This is a genomic window from Rhodovulum sp. HP10, assembly GCF_047553435.1.
Lineage (GTDB): Bacteria > Pseudomonadota > Alphaproteobacteria > Rhodobacterales > Rhodobacteraceae > Rhodovulum.
Genome location: NZ_CP180201.1, coordinates 3,797,377 through 3,816,437, shown reverse-complemented (window position 1 = coordinate 3,816,437; position 19,061 = coordinate 3,797,377). Strand labels below are relative to the sequence as shown.

The following is a 19,061-nucleotide window of genomic DNA, read 5'->3' as shown; positions in this document are numbered from 1 at the left end:
CCATGGGCACCGTCTACGGCCTGGGGCTCGGCCCCGGCGACCCCGATCTGATGACCGTCCGCGCCGACCGGCTGTTACGGGGCGCGCGCCACGTGGCCTTCTTCCGCAAGGCCGGCTGCGAAGGGAAGGCCCGCTCGATCGTGGCCGAGCTGATCCCCCCGGGCGCGACCGAGCACGCGATGGAATACCCAGTCACGACCGAGATCCCCTTCGACGATCCGCGCTACAACACGATCCTCGCCGAGTTCTATGCCGACAGCACCGCGCGGCTGAGGGCGCTGGCCGAGGCGGGCGAGGACGTGGTCGTGCTGTGCGAGGGCGACCCGTTCTTCTACGGCTCGTTCATGCATCTCTATACCCGCCTCAAGGACGATGTCCCGGTCGAGGTCGTGCCCGGCATCACCGGCATGTCGGCGGCCTGGACTGCCACCGGCGCGCCGATCACCTGGGGCGATGACGTGATGTCGGTGCTGCCCGGCACCCTGCCCGAGGAAACGCTGGTGCGGGGCATCAAGGCCGCCGATGCGGTGGTGGTGATGAAGATGGGCCGTCATCTCGGCAAGCTCAGGCGCGCGCTCTTGCTGGCGGGCCGGGCCGAGGAGGCCTGGATCGTCGAATATGCCGCGATGCCGGGCCAGACCGTGACCCGGCTTGCCGATTATCCCGGCCGGACCGCCCCCTATTTCTCGATCGTCCTCGTTCATGGCCAGGGACGGCGGCCATGAGCGGCTGGCTTGCAATCGCAGGCCTTGGGCCGGGCGCCGAGGCTCTGGTCACGCCCGAGGTCTCGGCCAGCCTCGCCGAGGCCACCGATGTCGTGGGCTACATTCCCTATGTCGCCCGGGTCGCGGAGCGTCCGGGGCTGACGCTGCATGCCTCGGATAACCGGGTCGAGGTGGACCGCGCCCGCCATGCATTGCAGATGGCCGCCGAGGGCCGCCGCGTCGTCGTGGTCTCCTCGGGCGATCCGGGCGTCTTCGCCATGGCCGCCGCCGTTTTCGAGGCGCTCGAGGCGGGCGCGCCCGAATGGCGCGATCTCGACATCCGGGTGCTGCCCGGGATCACAGCGATGCTGGCCGCCGCCGCGCGCGCGGGTGCGCCGCTGGGCCATGATTTCTGCGCGATCAACCTTTCCGACAATCTCAAGCCCTGGGCATTGATCGAAAAGCGCCTCAGGCTCGCGGCCGAGGCCGATTTCGCCATGGCCTTCTACAACCCGCGTTCCAGGGCCCGCCCCGAGGGCTTTGCCAGGGCACTCGAGCTGCTGCGCGATGTCTGCGGCGACGACCGCCCGGTGATCTTCGCCCGTGCGGTCTCGACCCCCGGGGAAAAGCTGACCGTGGTGCCGCTGACAAAGGCCCGGCCCGAGATGGCAGACATGCGCACCGTCGTGCTGGTCGGCTCCTCGCTGACCCGGGTGCTGCGCGCGGGCGACCGGCCGCTGGTCTACACCCCCAGATCCGCCCCGGAATGAGCGAGCCAGTCCAGAACCTCGTCGGGATGCGCCAGTTCCCGCCGCGCGGGCAGGACGGGCCGGTCGATCATCAGAACCGGCAGCCCCAGTGCCCGGGCCGCGAGGATCTTGGCGCAAGCCCCCGTGCCGCCCGCGTTCTTCGACACCACGAGCTCGGTGCCATGCCCGTCCATCAGCGCGCGGTCGTCCGCTTCGGTGAACGGCCCGCGCGAGACGATGACATCGGCCTGCGGCAGGGGCAGCGGTCCCCTGGGCGCATCGACCAGACGCAGCAGGTAGCGGTGCTGGGGTCGGGCCGCGAAGGCCTCAAGATGCATCCGCCCCACCGCCAGGAACACCCGCCGGGGCGGCCCGGACAACGCCGCGACCGCGCCTGCGATATCGGGCACATGGCGCCAGGTGTCGCCGGGCTGCGGTGCCCAGGCCGGACGGGTCAGCGCGACCAGCGGCAGGCCGAGGGCCGTGCAGGCCTCGGCCGCGTTCCGGCTCATCTGGGCGGCAAAGGGATGGGTGGCGTCGATCACATGGGTCACGCCCTCGGCGCGCAGATAGGCGATCAGGCCCGGCACGCCGCCAAAGCCGCCCACCCGCATCGGAATGGGCTGGGCCTTCGGCGTCTCGACCCGGCCTGCCAGCGACAGGGTCGCGGTGAGGCCGGTTTCCGCCAGCCGGGCGGCCAGCGCGGTCGCCTCGGTGGTGCCGCCAAGGATCAGAAGGGTGGGACGCATGGCTGAGACTCCGTGGCTGACCATCGTGGGCCTGGGCGAAGATGGCCCGGAGGGGCTGCCGCCTGCAAGCCGCGATGCCCTTGAACGGGCCGAAATCGTCATGGGCCCGGCGCGGCATCTGGCGCTTCTGCCGGGTCTCGCGGCCGAGCGCCTCGACTGGCCGGTGCCCTTCGCCGACGGGCTGCCGATCCTGCAGGGCTTGCGCGGGCGCCGGGTCGCGGTGCTGACCTCTGGCGATCCGTTCTGGTTCGGCGCGGGCAGCGTGATCGCGCGGCGCTTTGCGCCCCATGAATGGCGCGCCCTGCCCGGCCCTTCGGTCTTTTCGCTGGCGGCCGCGCGGCTTGGCTGGCCGCTGGAGGCCACCCATTGCGCGGGGCTTCATGCCGCACCCTTCGCCCGGCTGCGCCCCCTGCTGGCGCCGGGCATCACCGCCCTCGTCACCCTGCGGGACGGCGCGGCGGTTGCGGATTTCGCGGCCTTCCTGACCGGGGCAGGCTTCGGCGAGAGCCGCCTGCACGTGCTCGAGGCCCTTGGCGGGCCGCGCGAGCGCATCCGCGTCACAACCGCCCGCACCATGGATCTGGAGGGCATCGCCCACCCCGTCGCCGTGGCGCTGGAGGCCGCAGGCGACGGCCCCGCGATCCCCGCCGCCTCGGGCTGGCCCGACAGCCTCTTCGAGAATGACGGGCAGATCACCAAGCGCCCCGTCCGCGCGCTGACGCTTTCAGCCCTGGCGCCGCTGCCGGGCGAGCATCTGTGGGATATCGGCGGCGGCTCGGGCTCGATCTCGATCGAATGGCTGGCACGTCATCCGGGAATGCAGGCCAGCGTGATCGAGGCCGATCCCGTCCGCGCCGAACGGATCGCGGCCAATGCGGCGGCGCTTGGCGTCGAGCGTCTCCGCATCGTCACCGGCCGCGCCCCCGAAGCGCTGGACGGGCTTGCCCCCCCCGATGCGGTCTTTGTCGGCGGAGGGCTCTCGCAAGAGCTGCTGGAAACGCTCTGGGCGCGCGTTGCCCCCGGCTCCCGGATCGTCGCCAATGCGGTCACGCTCGAATCGGAAACGCTACTGGCCCTGTGGCAGGCCGCCCATGGCGGCGAGCTTTTGAGGATCGAGCTGGCCGAGGCCCGCCCGCTGGGCCGCAGGCGCGGCTGGCGCGCCGCCTTCCCGGTGGTGCAATGGAGCGTCCGGCGGTGAGGGTCGCGGGCTTCGGCTTTCGCGCCGCCGCGACCGAGGCGAGCCTTGCCGATGCGCTCGCGCGCGCGGGCGGGCCCGACGGGCTGACGGCGCTGGCCGCCCCCGCCGACAAGGCCGCCGCCCCCGGCCTTGCGGCACTGGCCGCGCGGCTGGCCCTGCCGGTCTGCCCGGTCACCGCGGACGCGCTGCACCGCCCCGCCACGCCGACCCGATCGGCGCAGAGCCTCGCCCATCGCGGCACCGGATCGGTCGCTGAGGCCGCGGCCCTTGCGGCCTGTGGCGAGGGGGCTCGCCTTCTGACCCCGCGCAGGGTATCGAACGACCGGATGTCCACCTGCGCCATCGCAATGAAAGACCTGCCATGACCGTCCATTTCATCGGCGCCGGGCCCGGCGCCCCCGATCTTCTGACCCTGCGCGGCCGCGACCTGATCGCCGCCTGCCCGGTCTGTCTCTATGCCGGATCGCTGGTCCCCGAAGAGATCCTCGGCCATTGCCCCGAGGGCGCGCGGATCGTGAACACCGCGCCGATGGATCTCGATGCCATCATCGCCGAGTGCAAGCGCGCCCATGAGGCCGGGCAGGACGTGGCGCGGCTGCATTCGGGCGATCTTTCGGTCTGGTCGGCCATGGGCGAGCAGATCCGGCGGCTGAAGGCCCTGGGCATTCCGGTCAGCGTGACCCCGGGCGTGCCCTCCTTTGCCGCAGCGGCCGCGGCCCTCGGCACCGAGCTGACCCTGCCCGGCCTTGCCCAGTCGGTGGTGCTGACCCGGACGCCCGGCCGCGCCTCGTCGATGCCCGAGGGCGAGAGCCTTGCCAATTTCGCCGCAACCGGCGCGACGCTGGCCATCCATCTCTCGATCCACAATCTCGCGAAGGTGGTCGCGGATCTCGTGCCCCATTACGGCACCGACTGCCCGGCGGCGATCGTCTACCGCGCCAGCTGGCCCGACCAGCAGATCCTGCGCGGCACGCTCGGCACGCTGGAAGCGGCCCTGCCCGAGGACATCGAGCGCACCGCGCTGATCCTTGTCGGCCGCAGCCTCGGCGCCGAGGGCTTCGATGAAAGCTGCCTCTATGACGCCGGATACGATCGCCGGTTCCGGCCGCGCTCGGCCCGGGCGGGCAGCGATGGCTGAAAGGCCGCCGGGTCTGGTGATCGCGGCGCCCGCCTCGGGCAGCGGCAAGACCACCGTCACGCTGGGGCTCCTTCGAGCCTTCCGCGCGGCGGGTATTGCCGTGCAGCCCTTCAAGAACGGCCCCGATTACATCGACCCGGCCTTCCATGCCCGTGCCTCGGGACGGGCCTCCTACAATCTCGACCCCTGGGCGATGGGCGAGGACCTGCTGGCGACGCTGGCGGCCGAGGCCCGGGGCGCCGATCTGGTGATCGCCGAGGGCGCGATGGGGCTTTATGACGGCACCCTCACGCGCGGCGTCGCGGGCCATGGCACCAGCGCCGAGCTGGCGCGGCGCTTCGGCTGGCCGGTGGTGCTGGTGATCGACGTCTCGGGGCAGGCGCAATCGGCGGCGGCGGTCGCCCATGGCTTTGCCTGCCATCCCGACGCGCCGCCCGTCGCGGGCGTGATCCTGAACCGCGTCGCGGGCGCGCGGCAGGAGGCGATGATCCGCCCCGGGATGGAGCGGCTCGGCATCGCGGTCCTGGGCGCCCTGCCCCGCCGCCCCGACCTGACCCTGCCCGAGCGCCATCTGGGCCTCGTGCAGGCGGGCGAGCAGGCCGATCTGGAGGCGCGGATCGACGCCATCGGCCAGTTCGTCGCCGAGCATGTCGAGCTAGACGCGCTCCGCGCCGCCGCCCGGCCCGGGGTCTTGGGCGCCATGGGCAACTGGCCCGCCCCCCCGGCCCAGCGCATCGCGCTTGCGCGGGATGCGGCGTTTTCCTTCGCCTATCCGCATCTGCTGGAAGGCTGGCGCCGCTCGGGCGCCGAGATCCTGCCATTCTCGCCGCTGGCCGACGAGGCGCCTGACGAGGGCGCCGATCTGGTCTGGCTGCCCGGCGGCTATCCCGAGCTTCATGCGGGCAGTATCGCCGGGGCCGCGCGTTTCCTGAAGGGCCTCCGCGCCCATGCCAGAACCCGCCCCGTCCATGGCGAATGCGGCGGCTACATGGTGCTGGGCGAGGCGCTGATCGACAAGGACGGCACCCGGCACGCAATGGCGGGGCTTCTGGGCCTTGTCACCAGCTTCGAGACGCGCCGCCTGCATCTGGGCTATCGCCGGGCCGAGCTGCTGGCGGCGATGCCCGGCCACGCCCCCGGCACGAGGCTGCGGGGCCATGAATTCCATTATTCGACGATCCTTTCCCAGCCCGACGCAGCACTCGCCTGCGTCACCGATGCCAGTGGCGCGGATGTGGCCGAGACAGGATCGCGGCGCGGCCCGGTCACGGGCAGCTTCTTTCACCTGATCGCGGAGGACCCAAGATGAGCGGTTTCGTGAGCTTCGTGAGTTCCGGCCCCGGCGATCCCGAGCTTCTGACCCTGAAGGCGGTCGACCGGCTGGCAAAGGCCGATGCGGTCCTGTTCGACGATCTGTCCTCGGGGCCGATCCTGGGCCACGTGCGGCCGGGCGCCGATCTGGTCGGCGTCGGCAAGCGCGCGGGCCGGGCCTCGCCCAAGCAGGACCATGTCAGCCGCCTGCTGGTCGATTACGCCGCCTCGGGGCAGCGCGTCGTGCGGCTCAAATCGGGCGATTCGGGGCTGTTCGGACGGCTCGAAGAGGAAATCACCGCGCTGCGGGCGGCGGGCATCGGTTACGAGGTCATCCCCGGCGTCACCTCGGCCTGCGCGGCGGCGGCGGCGGCGGGCATTCCGCTGACCCGGCGGCTGACCGCCCGACGGGTGCAGTTCGTGACCGGCCATGACGTGACCGGCCACCTGCCGCGCGACATCGACATCGCCGCACTGGCCGACGAACATGCGACGACGGTCGTCTACATGGGCAAGCGCACCTTCCCGGATCTGGCCGCGACGCTGATCGCGCGCGGCCTGCCGGAAACCACGCCGGCGCTGCTGGCCGAGGGCGTGGGCACGCCGGATCAGGCGCTGACCCGGACCACGGTCGCGGGGCTGGCGGCGCTCCTGGCCGAAAGCCATGGCTCGGCCGCGCCGGGGCTGATCCTGTTCGGGCCGCTGGTCGAGGAGGCCCGCGATGCATGAGCTTGTCCTGATCGGCATCGGCACCGGCAATCCCGACCATGTCACCTTCCAGGCCGCCGAGGCGATCCGGGACGCCGATCTGATCCTGATCCCGCGCAAGGGGGCGGACAAGGCCGATCTTGCCGATCTGCGCCGCCAGATCTGTGCACGCGTCCTGGGCGAGGACGCAAGCGGCCGGATCGCCGAGTTCGACCTGCCCGTCCGCGACGCCTCGGGCGACTATCGCGCGGGCGTGCTGGACTGGCACGACGCCATTGCCGGGGTCTGGACCGAGACCGTCGCGGCGACGCACCCCGCGCCCCGGAAGGTGGCACTGCTGATCTGGGGCGATCCCTCGCTTTATGACAGCTCGCTCCGGATCGCGGCACGGCTGTCGCCCGCGCCCAAGATCACCGTCATCCCGGGCATCACCGCGATCCAGGCGCTCTGCGCCGCCCATCGCATCCCGCTGAACGAGATCGGCGCGCCGGTCGTTGTCACCACGGGCCGGCAGATCCGCGATCATGGCTGGCCCGAAGGGGCGGACACCGTGGTCGCGATGCTGGATGGCGGCTGCGCCTTCCAGAGCCTCGCCCCCGAGGGCATCCGGATCTGGTGGGGCGCCTATCTGGGCATGGCCGAGGAGATTGCAATCGAAGGGCCGCTGGCCGAGGCCGGGCCCGAGATCCTGAAGACCCGCGACGCGGCCCGCACCCGGCATGGCTGGCTGATGGACATCTACCTGATGCGGCGAGGTTGAAAGCGGGGCTGACGGCTCAGGCGGGCACCAGCCGGCCGGCCTGCAGCCGCAGCCCCTCGGGCGCGATCCGCGCGCGCATCTCGGCATCATGGGTCACCAGCAGGATCGCCTGCGGCAGACCTTGCAGGATCGCGACCAGCCGCCCGGCATTCTCCTCGTCGAGCGCATTGGTCGGCTCGTCGAGCAGCAGCACCTCGGGCTCCATCGCCAGCACCGCGGCAAGGCTGACCAGCCGCTTCTCGCCGCCCGACAGCCGGTGGGTGACACGATCCTTCAGATGCATGAGATCGAGCCGGGTCAGCACCGCCTCGACCCTGGCCATCGCCGCCTCGCGGCCGAGCCCCAGATTGAGCGGCCCGAAGGCCACATCCTCGGCCACGGTCGGGCAAAACAGCTGATCGTCGGGGTCCTGAAAGACCAGCCCCGCCCGGCGGCGCACCTCGTGGAAATCGGGCTCGGCCCGGCGCACCTGCCCGAAGGCACGGATCCGCCCCGCCTGCGGAACGAGAAGCCCGACCATCAGTTGCAACAGCGTCGACTTGCCCGAGCCGTTCGCCCCCGCGACCGACAGCCTCTGGCCCGCCTCGAGCCTCAGCCCCGCGCCCTGCAGGATCGCCGGCCGGCCGGGATAGCCGAAGACGAGCCCGTCGATCTCAAACAACGCCATGGACAAGCTCCGCCAGGATCATCGCCAGCAACAGCGCCCCGAGCCCCGCACCGAAGGCCGCGTCGCGGGGGCCGTAGGCGAAGCCGGAGAGCATCGGGAGCCGGCCCGAGAAGCCCCGGCATTTCATCGCCGCCAGCACCCGTTCCGAGCGCTCGACCGCGCGGACCAGCATCATGCCGACCAGATAGCCGAGGCTGCGATAGGTATGCCAGGAGGTGCCGGGCCGGAAGCCCCGGACCTTCATCGCCCGGCGCAGCCGCAGGTATTCGGCGCGCAGCACCTCGATATAGCGGATGGTGAACAGAAGCAGATGCACCAGCCGCTCGGGCGTGCCGAGACGGTGAAGCGCCTGACCCATCGTCACCGGCTCGAGCGTGCCGACCAGCGACAGGAGCGCCAGCACCACCGCATTGGCGGTCAGCAGGATGCGGGCGGCATGCAGGAGCCCCTCGCGCGAGGCCTCGACCCCCCAGAGCGCCATGACCGGCGTTCCGGGCGTAGTGAAGGGCAGCATCGCCACCAGCAGGAAGATGAAGCCGTCCATCGCCGCCATCCGCCGCAGCGTCCGGCCCGCCGCCCGGCCCGACAGCGCCATCAGCCCCAGCGCCAGAAGAAGCGCTGCCAGCAGCACCGGCAGGAATGAGGCGCCGACCGTGACGCAGGCGAAGGCCCCCGCCCCAATCAGCCGCGTGCGCGGATCGAGCCCGTCAAGACGCGAGACGGCACCGGGCGCCGCCCGGTCGGCGGTGAGGATGTCGGACACCGGGGGTCAGCCCTTCATCCGGCGCCGCGCGGCGACATAGAAGCAAAGCCCGAAAATCCCGGCGATATAGCCGATGCCGCCAAGGATCGTCTGCAGGTCGTTCTTCTCGCGATAGGCGGCGATCTCGCGGCGCAGCGGCCGCAGCTCGTCGCGCAGCATCTTCGCGATCTCGGCCTTGTCGGCCTCGCTCAGCCCCGGCGCGGCGATCAGCGCGGCCGCCGAAGGCCCGGCGGGCGCCTGGGCGGGGACTGCCTCCAGCGGGAAGGTCGAGGGGTTGCGCCCGTCCGAAACCGGGGCCGCGTCCCCTGCCCCGGCTTCAGGGGCGGTTTCAGCGGCAGCTTCGGCGGCAGCCCGAGCGGCGGGGCTGTCGAGGATCGCCGCGACCTCCTCGGCGCTCATGGTGAATTCGGCGACATGGCCCGCGCCCAGATCGGCGCGGAAGACATGGGCCACGGCGCGCGTCGGGCGGAAGGTGAACAGCCCGTCGGCACCGGTCATCGCCTCGCCGAGGCGGTTGCCCTCGGGATCGAACACCCCGACCGGGGCATCGACGGCCATGTCGCCATTGGAAAAGCCGACCTCGCCCTCGATCAGGGCTCCGCTGGGATAGGCGGCGGCGATCACCTTGTGCGCGAGCGCGGGCATGGGCGCCAGAACAAGCGCCAGGGTCAGGAAAATCGGGCGGATCATCGGGCGGGTCCTTGCAGGCTGAGAAAGAGATCGGGCTTGACCTGGATGGCCAGGTAGACGGCTGCGGCACTCAGCAGGCCCTCGATCGCCATCACCGGAACATGGGCGAGAAAGACCAGCTTGGCCGCCGGAAGAAAGGCCGCACCGCTGAGCGCGAGGGCGACACCGACAAGCGCGGCGGTCAGCGCGATGGCCAGCGCGCCGCCGATACCGCCCCAGATCGCGGCGGTCCGCGGACTGCCGGACGCGATCCCGCGCCGGCAGAGGTAATGCACGATCACCGCGGGCAGCGCGATGTTCAGGGTATTGACACCCAGCACCGTCAGTCCGCCGAAACCGAAGAAGACCGCCTGGAGCAGCAGCCCCACGAACAGCGCGGGAAAGGCGGCCCAGCCGAGCACCAGCCCGGCCAGACCGTTCAGGATCAGGTGCACCGAGGACGGGCCGATCGGCACATGGATCAGCGAGGCCACGAAGAAGCTGGCCGAGAGCATCCCGGCGGCGGGGATCTTCTCGAGCGTCAGATCGCGCAACCCGCGGGCGACGCCTCCGGCCGCCAGCACCGCACCGCCGATCACCACGGGCGCCGCCAGCGCCCCGTCCACGATATGCATGGCCCCGCCCCTATTTCAGATCGAAGGCGCGGATCCAGAGGACCGCATCCTGGCTGAGTTCCTTGCCCTCATGTTCGGTATCGGGCCCGACCCCCAGCGCGGCAAAGCCCCAATAGCCCGCCTTCGGCACGCCGAAGGTGAAATAGCCGTTCTCGTCCGTCACCGCGACAACCGCGCCGCCCGGCAACGGCCCCGCCGTCGCGGGCTTGGGCGCGCCCGTCGCCATGTCGGGCTCGGCCGCCATGTATTCGATCTCGATCTCGGCACCCGCGACCGGAGCGCCCTCGGACAGCACCCGCCCGGTGAAGGTCGAGCCCGCGATCACGTTATAGGGTTTGACCAGCGGCAGGATCTCGGCCTTGAGCCCCTGCGGGCCGTCCCAGTCGGTGGGCATCTGGCCGCGGTTGACGTAGGTCTTGGTGATCTGCTGGATGTAGATATCCTCGGAGTCCTCGTAATAGGGCGCGGGCACCGTCACCAGGACGTAATCGCCCATCCGCTTGACCGGCAGGCTGCCATCCCATGCCACAGCCTCGTTCAGCGGACCGCGAAAGACAGTCTGGCTGAGTGTCGGCTTGAGGTCGATCCGCTCGCCGCGATGGATGGCGTAGAATTCCAGCGGCTCGCCCATATCCATGACCGGCCCGCTTTCCTGCGGATGCCAGAAGATCAGCTTGACCGGCACATCGCCGGGCGCGTCGATGAGGCTTTGCTCGGTATAGGCCAGCTGGAAATGCGCCGCCGCGACCCCGGGAACGAGGGTCAGTGCCAGCGCGGCGGTTACGAGATTGCCGTGGAAGATCAAGGTCGTTGCCTTTCAACATGAGCGGCCGGACAGGCCGCGGGAGAAAGGACGAACGGGATGAGAGGCTCGGAGCGGCCGGGACGCGGCCGAACCGGGCCAGACGCGCACCCCGGCGTCCGGTGGAAACCGCCTCCCTTGCGGGGATACGGGCGGCCGGCAGGTCTCCTGGCTTGCGGGTCTCAGCTTGGCTGGCCTTCCCGGGGGCCTCCCCAGTGGCATTCTCAGCCGTGCTCGCCGCTTACAGTTGCGGGGGCAGCCGCGGAATTGCCCGTCCCGTCGGACGGGCGCACCGCGTTCCCTTTTCACGTCCGGACCCTCGGGCCCGGGCGAACCGGTCACGCATCCGTCATTGCAAGCAGCTCGGGACTTGTCAATCGGCACAACCGCCGCGCGGCCCGGGTTTGACGCGGCCGCCCCGCCCGCTAAGCTGTCCCCGACACGCGCAAGGAGCCCCCATGACCGACGAGACCGCCGCCGCGACCGATACCGCCCCCACCAATACCGCAGCCGACGACGCCCGCCATGCCAGCAAGATGGCCAAGAAGAAGGCCGCGCGCGACAAGATCATGGCCGGGAAATCCGGCGAGAAGGGGCTGATCCTGGTGCATACCGGCACCGGCAAGGGCAAGTCCTCCTCGGGCTTCGGGATGATCCTGCGCTGCATCGCCCATCAGATGCCCTGTGCCGTGGTCCAGTTCGTCAAGGGTGCCTGGGATACCGGCGAGCGGCGGCTTCTGACCTCGCATTTCGGCGATCTCTGCCAGTTCCATGCCATGGGCGAGGGCTTCACCTGGGAAACCCAGGACCGCGCCCGCGACATCGCCGCGGCCGAAAAGGGCTGGGAAAAGGCCAGGGAGTTGATCCGCGACCCCGAAATCCGCATGGTGCTGCTCGACGAGATCAACATCGCGCTGCGCTACGGCTATCTCGACCCGGCCGAGGTGGTGGCCTTCCTGCAGGCCGAGAAGCCGCCGCTGTCGCATGTCGTCCTGACCGGGCGGAACGCCCCCGAAGAGCTGATCGAGGCGGCCGATCTGGTGACCGAGATGACGCTGGTCAAGCACCCGTTCCGCTCGGGCATAAAGGGCCAGCCGGGCGTCGAGTTCTGAGCCGCGCTTGACATCCGCAGGGCCCCGTCCGACACCCCCTGCCGAATGTCGCAGGAGCCGCCATGACCCTTGACCGGACCCGGAGCCGCTATCCCGACCTGCCCCCCGGCGATGCGGCCCCGCCGATGCCCGAAATCTCGGTACCGATGCTCGACCCGGTGCCGCCGCGCCGCGCGAAGGCCCTGATGCTGCAGGGCACGAGTTCGGATGTCGGCAAGAGCCTCCTTGTCGCGGGGCTCGCCCGCGCCTATGCGCGGCGCGGCCTGAAGGTCGCGCCCTTCAAGGCGCAGAACATGTCGAACAATGCCGCCGTCGCCGCCGACAGCGACCTGCCTCCCGGCCCCGACGGCACCGCCCCCAGGGGCGAGATCGGCCGCGCCCAGGCGCTGCAGGCGCAGGCCGCGGGGCTGCCCCCCTCGATCCACATGAACCCGGTGCTGCTGAAGCCGCAGGCCATGGTCGGCTCGCAGGTGGTGCTGCGGGGCCGTCCGCTGGGCAACTGGCCCGCGCGGCATTACCACAAGCTCAAGCCCAAGCTCCTGCCCGCGGTCATGGACAGTTTCAACCGCGTCGCGGCCGGGGCCGATCTGGTGCTGGTCGAGGGCGCGGGCGCGGGCACCGAGACCTATCTGCGCAAGAGCGACATCGCCAACATGCGCTTTGCCGAGGCCGCCGATCTGCCGGTGATCCTCGTCACCGACAATGACCGGGGCGGCGCGATGGCGGCCGTGGTGGGCTCGTGGTGCCTGCATACGGAGGCCGAGCGCGCCCGCATCGCGGGCTATCTGGTCAACAAGTTCCGCGGCTATTTCTCGCTTTACGAACCGGCCTGCGCGACGATCACCGAACGCACCGGCTGGCCCTTCCTGGGCGTCGCCCACTGGTTCGAGGGCGCCGCGCGGCTTCCGGCCGAGGATGCGCTGGCGCTCGAGCGGCCGGCCTCGGGGGGCGGTACCGGACTGGTGATCGCGGTGCCCCATATCGCCCGGATGGCCAATTTCGACGATCTCGATCCGCTGTCGGCCGAGCCGGGCGTCGATCTGCGCTGGGTCCGACCGGGCGAGCCGATCCCCGCCGAGGCCGATCTGGTGCTGCTGCCGGGCTCGAAGACCACCCGACCCGCGCTCGACTCGATCCGCGCCAATGGCTGGGACATCGACATCTTCGGCCATCTGCGCCGGGGCGGGCGGGTCGTCGGCATCTGCGCCGGGTTCCAGATGCTGGGCCGGAAGGTGCGCGACCCCGACGGCATCGAGGGCCCGCCGGGCGAGACCGAGGGGCTGGGGCTTCTGGACATCGAGACCACCATCGGCGGCGAGAAGCGGCTGGTCGAGATCGCGGCCGAGGATGCCATCAGCGGCACCCGCGTCACCGGCTACGAGATGCATATGGGCGTGACCCGGGGACCCGGGCTCGAGAGGCCCTGGTTGCGGCTCGACGGCCGGGCCGAGGGCGCGGTCTCGGCCGATGGCCGGGTGATGGGCGGCTATCTGCACGGGCTGTTCGGCGCCGACGGGTTCCGGCGCCACTGGCTGACGGCGATGGGCGGGCGGGCCTCGGGGCTCGACCATGCCGCCCGGGTCGAGGCGGCGCTGGATGCGCTGGCCGACCAGCTGGAACGCGATCTCGATCTCGACGCGCTGCTGGCGCTGGCGCGATGAGCGCGCGGCGGCTGATGGTGCTGGGCACCGGCTCGGATGTGGGCAAGAGCCTGCTCGTCGCGGGGCTCGCGCGTGCCTATGCCCGCCGGGGGCTGAAAGTGGCGCCCTTCAAGGCGCAGAACATGTCGAACAATGCCGCCGTCACCGCCGATGGCGGCGAGATCGGCCGGGCCCAGGCGCTGCAGGCGCGCGCCGCGGGCGCGGCCCTGACGGTCGACATGAACCCGGTGCTGCTGAAGCCCGAGACCGATATCGACTGCCAGGTCGTGCTGCGGGGCCGCGTGCTGGGCCGCTATTCGGCCTCGGCCTATCAGGCGCTCAAGCCCGGGCTGCGGGCCGGGGTCGTGGAAAGCCTCGACCGGCTGTCGGCGGACCATGACCTGGTGCTGATCGAGGGCGCGGGCAGCGGCGCCGAGCGCTATCTGCGCCCGCAGGACATCTCGAACATGGGGCTGGCCGAGGCCGCCGATCTGCCGGTGGTCCTGCTGGGCGACGAGTCGCGCGGCGGCGTGACCGCGGCCGCCATCGGCCATCACCGGCTCTGGACCGGGGCCGAGCGGGCCCGCGTGGGCGGCGTGATCGTGACCAAGTTCCGTGGCGACCCGGCCGTCTTCGCCCCCGCCGCCGCCGAGATCCGGGCCGAGACCGGCTGGCCGGTGCTGGGGCTCTTGCGCTGGTCCGAGGCCGCGCGCGCCCTGCCCGAGGAGGATTCGCTGGGGCTCGGGCGGCGCAAGGGCGCGGGCGGGCAGCTGGTGATCGCGGTGCCCGAACTGCCCCGGATCGCCAATTTCGACGATCTCGATCCGCTGGCGGCCGAACCGGGCATCGATCTGCGCTGGCTGAAGCCCGGCCAGCCGGTGCCGGGAGATGCCGATGCGGCGATCCTGCTGGGCTCGAAGACCACCCGCGCCGCGCTTGACGCGATCCGCGCCGAGGGCTGGGATATCGACCTGCGCGCCCTTCTGCGCCGGGGCGGCCGGGTGATCGGACTTTGCGCGGGCTATCAGATGCTGGGCCGCGTCGTGCGCGACCCCAAGGGCATCGAGGGGCCCCCGGGCGAGACGCCGGGGCTCGGGCTGCTCGATATCGAGACGGTGATGACCGGCGACAAGCGGCTGGTCCGGATCGCGGCCACGGACCGGATCAGCGGCCAGCCCGTCTCGGGCTATGAGATCCATATGGGCCGGGTCGCGGGTCCGGCGACCGCACGGCCCTGGCTCGATCTCGACGGCACGCCCGAGGGCGCGGTCTCGGAGGATGGAAGGGTGATGGGCAGCCATGTGCACGGGCTGTTCGGGACCGGGGCGTTCCGCCATCACTGGCTTGCCTCGATCGGCGGCCATGCCGCCCCCGGCCGGGCGGCGGAGGACCCGGTCGAGGCCGCGCTCGACCGTCTGGCCGACGAGATCGAGGCCGATCTCGATCTCGATACGCTGCTGACGCTGGCGCGCTGAGGCGGGATCTCGCCGGTCGGGACGCAAGGTCCTGCCCGGACCGGCCGTCCTGCGCTTGCGAACCGGTCCCCGGCCCCGCTATCGGAGACAGGCGAGGACACGGTCCGGGCCGGAGGAGATCGAATGTGAGCGGAACCGCGCAACAGGGATCGGCGCGCCTTGGCTAGAAGCGGGGACATCGCGGCGGAAAACCGGCTCGGAAGCCAGATCCGCGACACGCTGGGCCTTTTCCGCAGCTCGGGCTTCGGGCGCCGGGCGGCGCTGCTGGTGGCGGCCCTGGTCGCGGTGATCGGGCTGACCGCCTATATGCAGATCCGGCTGAACGCCTGGAACGAGCCCTTCTACGACGCCCTCACCCGCAAAGACATGGCGGCCTTCGTGACCCAGCTTGGCGTCTTCGCGGTGCTGGCGGGCATCCTGCTGGTCCTGAATGTCAGCCAGCTCTGGCTCGACCAGACCATGAAGCTGACGCTCAGGCGCGGGCTGTTCCGGGCGCTGGTGCGCGACTGGATGGCGCCGGGGCGTGCGCTCCGGCTGTCGCGGGCGGGCAAGATCGGCGAGAATCCCGACCAGCGGCTGCAGGCCGATATCGACCAGCTCGCGGATCTGAGCGCGGCGCTGGGGATCGGGCTGTTCCAGGCGACGTTGCTTCTGGGGTCCTTCATCGGCGTGCTGTGGCACAAATCCGAGGGCTTCAGCCTGACCTTCGCCGGGCAGAGCCACGAGATCCCGGGCTTCATGGTCTGGTGCGCGCTGTTCTATGCCTCTGCCGCCTCCTGGCTCAGCTGGCGCGTCGGCCGCCCGCTGGTCGCGCTTAGGGCCGAGGAATCCGCGCGCGAGGCCACGCTGCGCTTCGATCTGGTCCGGGTCAGCGAGGCTGCGGGACGGATCGCGCTCGAACGCGGCGAACGCGCCGAGACCGCCCGGATCGAGACCAGCTTCGCCGGGGTCGTGGGCATCGTCGAGGCGGTGATCCTGGCCACCGCGAACCTGACCTGGGTGACGGCGGGCTATGGCTGGTTCACGCTGGTCGCGCCGATCCTGGTGGCCGCGCCCTTCTATTTCACCTCGGACATGAGCATCGGCGAGCTGATGCTGGTGGCCGGCGCCTTCACCCAGGTTCAGGGCTCGCTGCGCTGGTTCGTCAGCAATTTCGCGGTGATCGCGACCTGGCGCGCGACGCTGTTCCGGGTCGCGAGCTTTCATCGCGCGGTCCGGGCGGTCGACCGGGCCGAAGCCGATGACGCCGCCCCGCGGATCGACCGGCGCGAGGGCGCCCCGCGGATCGAGATTTCCGGGCTGCATGTCGTCACCCCGCATGTGGGCGTCAGGCTCGACCCGCCCGAGATATCCCTCGCCCCGGGCGAAAGGGTCCTGCTGCAGGGCGGATCGGGCTCGGGCAAGACGCTTCTCTTCGAGACGCTGGCCGGGCTCTGGACCCGGGCCGAGGGCCGCCTTTCGATGCCCGCCTCCGACCGGGTGATGTACATGCCGAGCAGGGCCTATGTGCCGCCGGGACGGCTCGATCTGGCGCTTTGCTATCCCGAACCGGCCCGCCGTCACGGCCGCGACGAGATGGCTGCGGCGCTGAGCGCGACCGGGCTCGGGCATCTGACCGGGGCGCTGGCCGAAGAGGGGCGCTGGGACCAGTTGCTGAGCGAGAGCGACAAGCAATGCCTGGTCTTTGCAAGAGCGCTGCTGCGCGGTCCCGACTGGCTGGTGATGGACGACGTTCTGGACCAGCTCGACCCCGAGGCGCGGAACCGGATCGAGACCCTTCTGCAGGGGCGGATGGCCCGGATCGGGGTCCTGGGCATCGGCGACGGCACAGCACCCTCGCCGGTCTTCGGCCGGATCGTGAGGATCGTGGCCGAACCGGGCAGCGGCCAGACCGGGTCGCCGGCACGCTGAAAGGGCGGCCCGGCCAGGGGCACGTCTGGGGGCACGCCAGGGCCGTCAAGGTTGACGCTACGGAAAATCGTGGAAAATACACGCAAGGAATGAGAGAGTTCCAAACATTCAATTCTGGGAGGAATCAATGTTTACGAAATCGCTTTCTTACGTGCTTTTCCTGTCCGGCCTTGCCGCCCCCGCCGCCGCACAGACCGTCTTTGTCGATCAGGGCGACAGCTGGAGCCCCTCGCTCCGCGCCGCCTTCTACACCCAGGATCAGGGCTCGCGGATCATGCCGCTGGCCTGGATGGAGGCGCTGATGCAGCCCGACGGGACGCCGTTTCTGGCCGACGGGCTGGCGCGCTATGGCTATCTGCCGATGCCCGACCGCGACGACGGCACGGCCCTGCCGGTCGGCTTCACCACCAATGAGGGCATGGGCGACACCGCCATCGGGATGACCTGCGCCGCCTGCCACACCCGCCAGATCGAGGTGAGCGGCACCGCCTACCGGATCGATGGTGGCCCGGCCATCGTCGATTTCCAGAGCTTCCTCGCAGATCTCGACGCCGCGGTGCGGGCCATGCTGGAGGATGAGGCCGCATTCGAGGCCTTCGCCGACAAGGTGGCCGAAGATCAGGACGACCGCGCCGGGCTGCGCGACGAGCTCGAGACCTGGAGCCTGCGCTTCCATACCCTCATCAGCCGCTCGCTGCCCGATCCGGGCTGGGGGCCGGTCCGGCTCGACGCGGTCTCGATGATCTTCAACCGGCTGACCGGGCTCGATCTCGGCGCGCCGGAAGACGCCTATCTGATACCCGAGAATGTCATGCTGGCCGATGCGCCGACGCGCTATCCGTTCCTGTGGAACGCGGCGCGCCAGGACATGACGCAATGGCCGGGCTTTGCCGCGAACGGCAACGACCTGCTGGGGCTCGCGCGCAATCTGGGCGAGGTCTACGGCGTCTTCGGCGAATTCCATCCGATCGAGAAGCAGGGGCTTCTGTTCAACCGCGACTATGTCACCAACAACTCGGCCAACTGGGAGGGGCTGAAGGCGCTGGAGGAATGGATCTGGGATATCGGCGCACCGCGCTGGCCCTGGGAGCTCGATGCCGGTCTGGTCGAACAGGGCGGCGCGGTCTTCGCCCGCCCGACCGATCAGGGCGGCTGCGTCGAGTGCCACGGCAAGCGCCAGGGCGCGTTCCGCTCGATCTTCCACTCGACCTGGGCCACGCCGATCCTGCCCGCAGGCACCGACGAACGCGAATGCGAGATCCTGACCCGGACCGCCAGGACCGGCGTGCTGGAAGGCGCCAAAGTCCCGCTGTCGAGCAAGCCGATCGGCGCCGAGGCGCCCGCCTTCGACCTGCTCAGCGCCTCGGTGACAGGCGCCATCATCCAGCATGCCGTCGGCTTTCGCCTCTCGGGCGGGCTCGAGGCCAGCGCCGCCGTCTCCGCGCTCCAGAACGATGAGAAATTCATGGCCGAATTCGACGATCTGCGCGGCGCCTTCCCGCAAAGCGGCGATGACGGCATGCTGGAAAGCGCGGCCGCGCCCTGTGCCTATGAGGCCCGGGTGCTTGACGGGATCTGGGCTGCGGCGCCCTATCTGCATAACGGCTCGGTCCCGACCCTGCGCGAGCTCCTGACCCCGCCCGCCGAACGCATCGCCGCCTTCACGCCGGGCCCGGCCTATGATCTCGAGGCGGTCGGCATGGCGGTCGAGCAGACCGCCTTCGACCATGTGATCGAGACCACCGGCTGCGACGATCTCAGTTCCGGCAACAGCCGCTGCGGCCATGATTACGGCACCACGCTGAGCGCGGAGGACAAGCGCGCCCTGCTCGAATACCTCAAGTCGATCTGAGTTGCCCGGCCGCTCGGGCCGCGGCCTCTGCCTTCCGACACGCCGCCGGGATGCCCCCGGCGGCGCCGTCATTTCCGCCCGCGCGGCCCGCCGAATGCGGATCTTGTCCTGGCGGAGAGGGCCTTGACCGAGCGCAGTCAAGAACAAAGACGCGGCACCGATCGGTATTGACAACCTGAGAGCGATAATTCCGCAACATCCACAGGATTTCAGAATCG

19 protein-coding genes and 1 riboswitch are annotated in these 19,061 nt (G+C 70.7%); of the genes, 13 read left to right on the top strand and 6 right to left on the bottom strand.

Going from position 1 to position 19,061, the window contains the following annotated elements; genetic code table 11:
* Positions 1–2: 2 nt before the first annotated feature.
* Positions 3–725, top strand: a complete 723-nt coding sequence (gene cobI / locus ACK8CO_RS17890; protein ID WP_414897515.1) for a precorrin-2 C(20)-methyltransferase — start codon at positions 3–5, stop codon at positions 723–725.
* Positions 722–1,474, top strand: coding sequence for a precorrin-3B C(17)-methyltransferase (gene cobJ / locus ACK8CO_RS17885; RefSeq protein ID WP_414897514.1), 753 nt, complete (start codon positions 722–724; stop codon positions 1,472–1,474). The genes cobI and cobJ overlap by 4 nt, the downstream gene beginning before the upstream one ends.
* Here the strand turns inward: cobJ and ACK8CO_RS17880 are convergent.
* Entirely contained in the window at positions 1,447–2,202 is a 756-nt protein-coding gene (locus tag ACK8CO_RS17880; protein ID WP_414897513.1) for a cobalt-precorrin-6A reductase, read from the bottom strand. The genes cobJ and ACK8CO_RS17880 overlap by 28 nt on opposite strands.
* On the opposite strand from ACK8CO_RS17880, the gene cbiE reads away from it, so the two are divergent.
* The 6 genes from cbiE to cobF are packed head-to-tail and all read left to right on the top strand — an operon-like array spanning position 2,201 to position 7,317.
* Positions 2,201–3,400 carry a precorrin-6y C5,15-methyltransferase (decarboxylating) subunit CbiE gene (cbiE, locus tag ACK8CO_RS17875; RefSeq protein ID WP_414897512.1) on the top strand — a complete coding sequence of 400 codons (1,200 nt, stop codon included), beginning with the start codon at positions 2,201–2,203 and terminating at the stop codon, positions 3,398–3,400. The genes ACK8CO_RS17880 and cbiE overlap by 2 nt on opposite strands.
* A complete protein-coding gene (locus ACK8CO_RS17870; protein ID WP_414897511.1) occupies positions 3,397–3,765 on the top strand; it encodes a cobalamin biosynthesis protein in 369 nt (122 codons plus the stop codon). Before cbiE ends, ACK8CO_RS17870 begins: the two co-directional genes overlap by 4 nt.
* Positions 3,762–4,538, top strand: coding sequence for a precorrin-4 C(11)-methyltransferase (cobM, locus tag ACK8CO_RS17865; protein WP_414897510.1), 777 nt, complete (start codon positions 3,762–3,764; stop codon positions 4,536–4,538). The genes ACK8CO_RS17870 and cobM overlap by 4 nt, the downstream gene beginning before the upstream one ends.
* Positions 4,531–5,847, top strand: a complete 1,317-nt coding sequence (locus tag ACK8CO_RS17860) for a cobyrinate a,c-diamide synthase (RefSeq protein ID WP_414897509.1) — start codon at positions 4,531–4,533, stop codon at positions 5,845–5,847. Before cobM ends, ACK8CO_RS17860 begins: the two co-directional genes overlap by 8 nt.
* Positions 5,844–6,578 carry a uroporphyrinogen-III C-methyltransferase gene (gene cobA, locus ACK8CO_RS17855; RefSeq protein ID WP_080616604.1) on the top strand — a complete coding sequence of 245 codons (735 nt, stop codon included), beginning with the start codon at positions 5,844–5,846 and terminating at the stop codon, positions 6,576–6,578. Before ACK8CO_RS17860 ends, cobA begins: the two co-directional genes overlap by 4 nt.
* Complete coding sequence (cobF, locus tag ACK8CO_RS17850) at positions 6,571–7,317, top strand: precorrin-6A synthase (deacetylating) (RefSeq protein ID WP_414897508.1); 747 nt, start codon at positions 6,571–6,573, stop codon at positions 7,315–7,317. Before cobA ends, cobF begins: the two co-directional genes overlap by 8 nt.
* Positions 7,318–7,333: 16 nt before the next feature.
* On the opposite strand, the gene ACK8CO_RS17845 is transcribed toward cobF, so the two are convergent.
* From ACK8CO_RS17845 to ACK8CO_RS17825, 5 genes are read right to left on the bottom strand one after another with little or no spacing between them, the layout of a single operon-like run.
* Positions 7,334–7,984 (bottom strand): energy-coupling factor ABC transporter ATP-binding protein, encoded by a 651-nt coding sequence (locus ACK8CO_RS17845; RefSeq protein ID WP_414897507.1) that lies wholly within the window; start codon positions 7,982–7,984, stop codon positions 7,334–7,336.
* Positions 7,971–8,747: a cobalt ECF transporter T component CbiQ gene (gene cbiQ / locus ACK8CO_RS17840; protein WP_414897506.1), complete on the bottom strand. Its 777-nt coding sequence runs from the start codon at positions 8,745–8,747 to the stop codon at positions 7,971–7,973. Before cbiQ ends, ACK8CO_RS17845 begins: the two co-directional genes overlap by 14 nt.
* Positions 8,748–8,753: 6 nt before the next feature.
* Complete coding sequence (locus ACK8CO_RS17835) at positions 8,754–9,437, bottom strand: cobalt ABC transporter permease (RefSeq protein ID WP_414897505.1); 684 nt, start codon at positions 9,435–9,437, stop codon at positions 8,754–8,756.
* Positions 9,434–10,051 (bottom strand): cobalt transporter CbiM, encoded by a 618-nt coding sequence (cbiM, locus tag ACK8CO_RS17830; protein WP_080616609.1) that lies wholly within the window; start codon positions 10,049–10,051, stop codon positions 9,434–9,436. Before cbiM ends, ACK8CO_RS17835 begins: the two co-directional genes overlap by 4 nt.
* Positions 10,052–10,061: 10 nt before the next feature.
* Complete coding sequence (locus tag ACK8CO_RS17825; RefSeq protein ID WP_231119091.1) at positions 10,062–10,856, bottom strand: DUF4198 domain-containing protein; 795 nt, start codon at positions 10,854–10,856, stop codon at positions 10,062–10,064.
* Between the two features lie 137 nt (positions 10,857–10,993).
* Positions 10,994–11,207, bottom strand: a riboswitch (cobalamin riboswitch).
* A 104-nt stretch (positions 11,208–11,311) separates the two neighbouring features.
* Between ACK8CO_RS17825 and cobO the strand changes: the two genes are divergently transcribed.
* The 5 genes from cobO (at position 11,312) to ACK8CO_RS17800 (ending at position 18,843) form a co-directional block, all read left to right on the top strand.
* Complete coding sequence (cobO, locus tag ACK8CO_RS17820; protein ID WP_414897504.1) at positions 11,312–11,965, top strand: cob(I)yrinic acid a,c-diamide adenosyltransferase; 654 nt, start codon at positions 11,312–11,314, stop codon at positions 11,963–11,965.
* A gap of 146 nt (positions 11,966–12,111) precedes the next feature.
* Positions 12,112–13,626, top strand: coding sequence for a cobyric acid synthase (locus tag ACK8CO_RS17815; RefSeq protein ID WP_414899042.1), 1,515 nt, complete (start codon positions 12,112–12,114; stop codon positions 13,624–13,626).
* Positions 13,623–15,080, top strand: coding sequence for a cobyric acid synthase (locus ACK8CO_RS17810; protein WP_414897503.1), 1,458 nt, complete (start codon positions 13,623–13,625; stop codon positions 15,078–15,080). The genes ACK8CO_RS17815 and ACK8CO_RS17810 overlap by 4 nt, the downstream gene beginning before the upstream one ends.
* Positions 15,081–15,239: 159 nt before the next feature.
* A complete protein-coding gene (locus ACK8CO_RS17805; RefSeq protein WP_414897502.1) occupies positions 15,240–16,991 on the top strand; it encodes an ABC transporter ATP-binding protein/permease in 1,752 nt (583 codons plus the stop codon).
* A gap of 127 nt (positions 16,992–17,118) precedes the next feature.
* A complete protein-coding gene (locus tag ACK8CO_RS17800) occupies positions 17,119–18,843 on the top strand; it encodes a di-heme-cytochrome C peroxidase (protein WP_414897501.1) in 1,725 nt (574 codons plus the stop codon).
* Positions 18,844–19,061: the final 218 nt, after the last annotated feature.

Bases quoted from the DNA above. Each gene is read 5' to 3' on its own strand.
- cobI (WP_414897515.1), top strand. From the start codon at position 3: ATGGGCACCGTCTACGGCCTGGGGCTCGGCCCCGGCGACCCCGATCTG.
- cobJ (WP_414897514.1), top strand. From the start codon at position 722: ATGAGCGGCTGGCTTGCAATCGCAGGCCTTGGGCCGGGCGCCGAGGCT.
- cbiE (WP_414897512.1), top strand. From the start codon at position 2,201: ATGGCTGAGACTCCGTGGCTGACCATCGTGGGCCTGGGCGAAGATGGC.
- ACK8CO_RS17880 (WP_414897513.1), bottom strand. From the start codon at position 2,202: ATGCGTCCCACCCTTCTGATCCTTGGCGGCACCACCGAGGCGACCGCG.
- cobM (WP_414897510.1), top strand. From the start codon at position 3,762: ATGACCGTCCATTTCATCGGCGCCGGGCCCGGCGCCCCCGATCTTCTG.
- ACK8CO_RS17860 (WP_414897509.1), top strand. From the start codon at position 4,531: ATGGCTGAAAGGCCGCCGGGTCTGGTGATCGCGGCGCCCGCCTCGGGC.
- cobA (WP_080616604.1), top strand. From the start codon at position 5,844: ATGAGCGGTTTCGTGAGCTTCGTGAGTTCCGGCCCCGGCGATCCCGAG.
- cobF (WP_414897508.1), top strand. From the start codon at position 6,571: ATGCATGAGCTTGTCCTGATCGGCATCGGCACCGGCAATCCCGACCAT.
- ACK8CO_RS17845 (WP_414897507.1), bottom strand. From the start codon at position 7,984: ATGGCGTTGTTTGAGATCGACGGGCTCGTCTTCGGCTATCCCGGCCGG.
- ACK8CO_RS17835 (WP_414897505.1), bottom strand. From the start codon at position 9,437: ATGATCCGCCCGATTTTCCTGACCCTGGCGCTTGTTCTGGCGCCCATG.
- cbiM (WP_080616609.1), bottom strand. From the start codon at position 10,051: ATGCATATCGTGGACGGGGCGCTGGCGGCGCCCGTGGTGATCGGCGGT.
- cobO (WP_414897504.1), top strand. From the start codon at position 11,312: ATGACCGACGAGACCGCCGCCGCGACCGATACCGCCCCCACCAATACC.
- ACK8CO_RS17815 (WP_414899042.1), top strand. From the start codon at position 12,112: ATGCTCGACCCGGTGCCGCCGCGCCGCGCGAAGGCCCTGATGCTGCAG.
- ACK8CO_RS17810 (WP_414897503.1), top strand. From the start codon at position 13,623: ATGAGCGCGCGGCGGCTGATGGTGCTGGGCACCGGCTCGGATGTGGGC.
- ACK8CO_RS17800 (WP_414897501.1), top strand. From the start codon at position 17,119: ATGTTTACGAAATCGCTTTCTTACGTGCTTTTCCTGTCCGGCCTTGCC.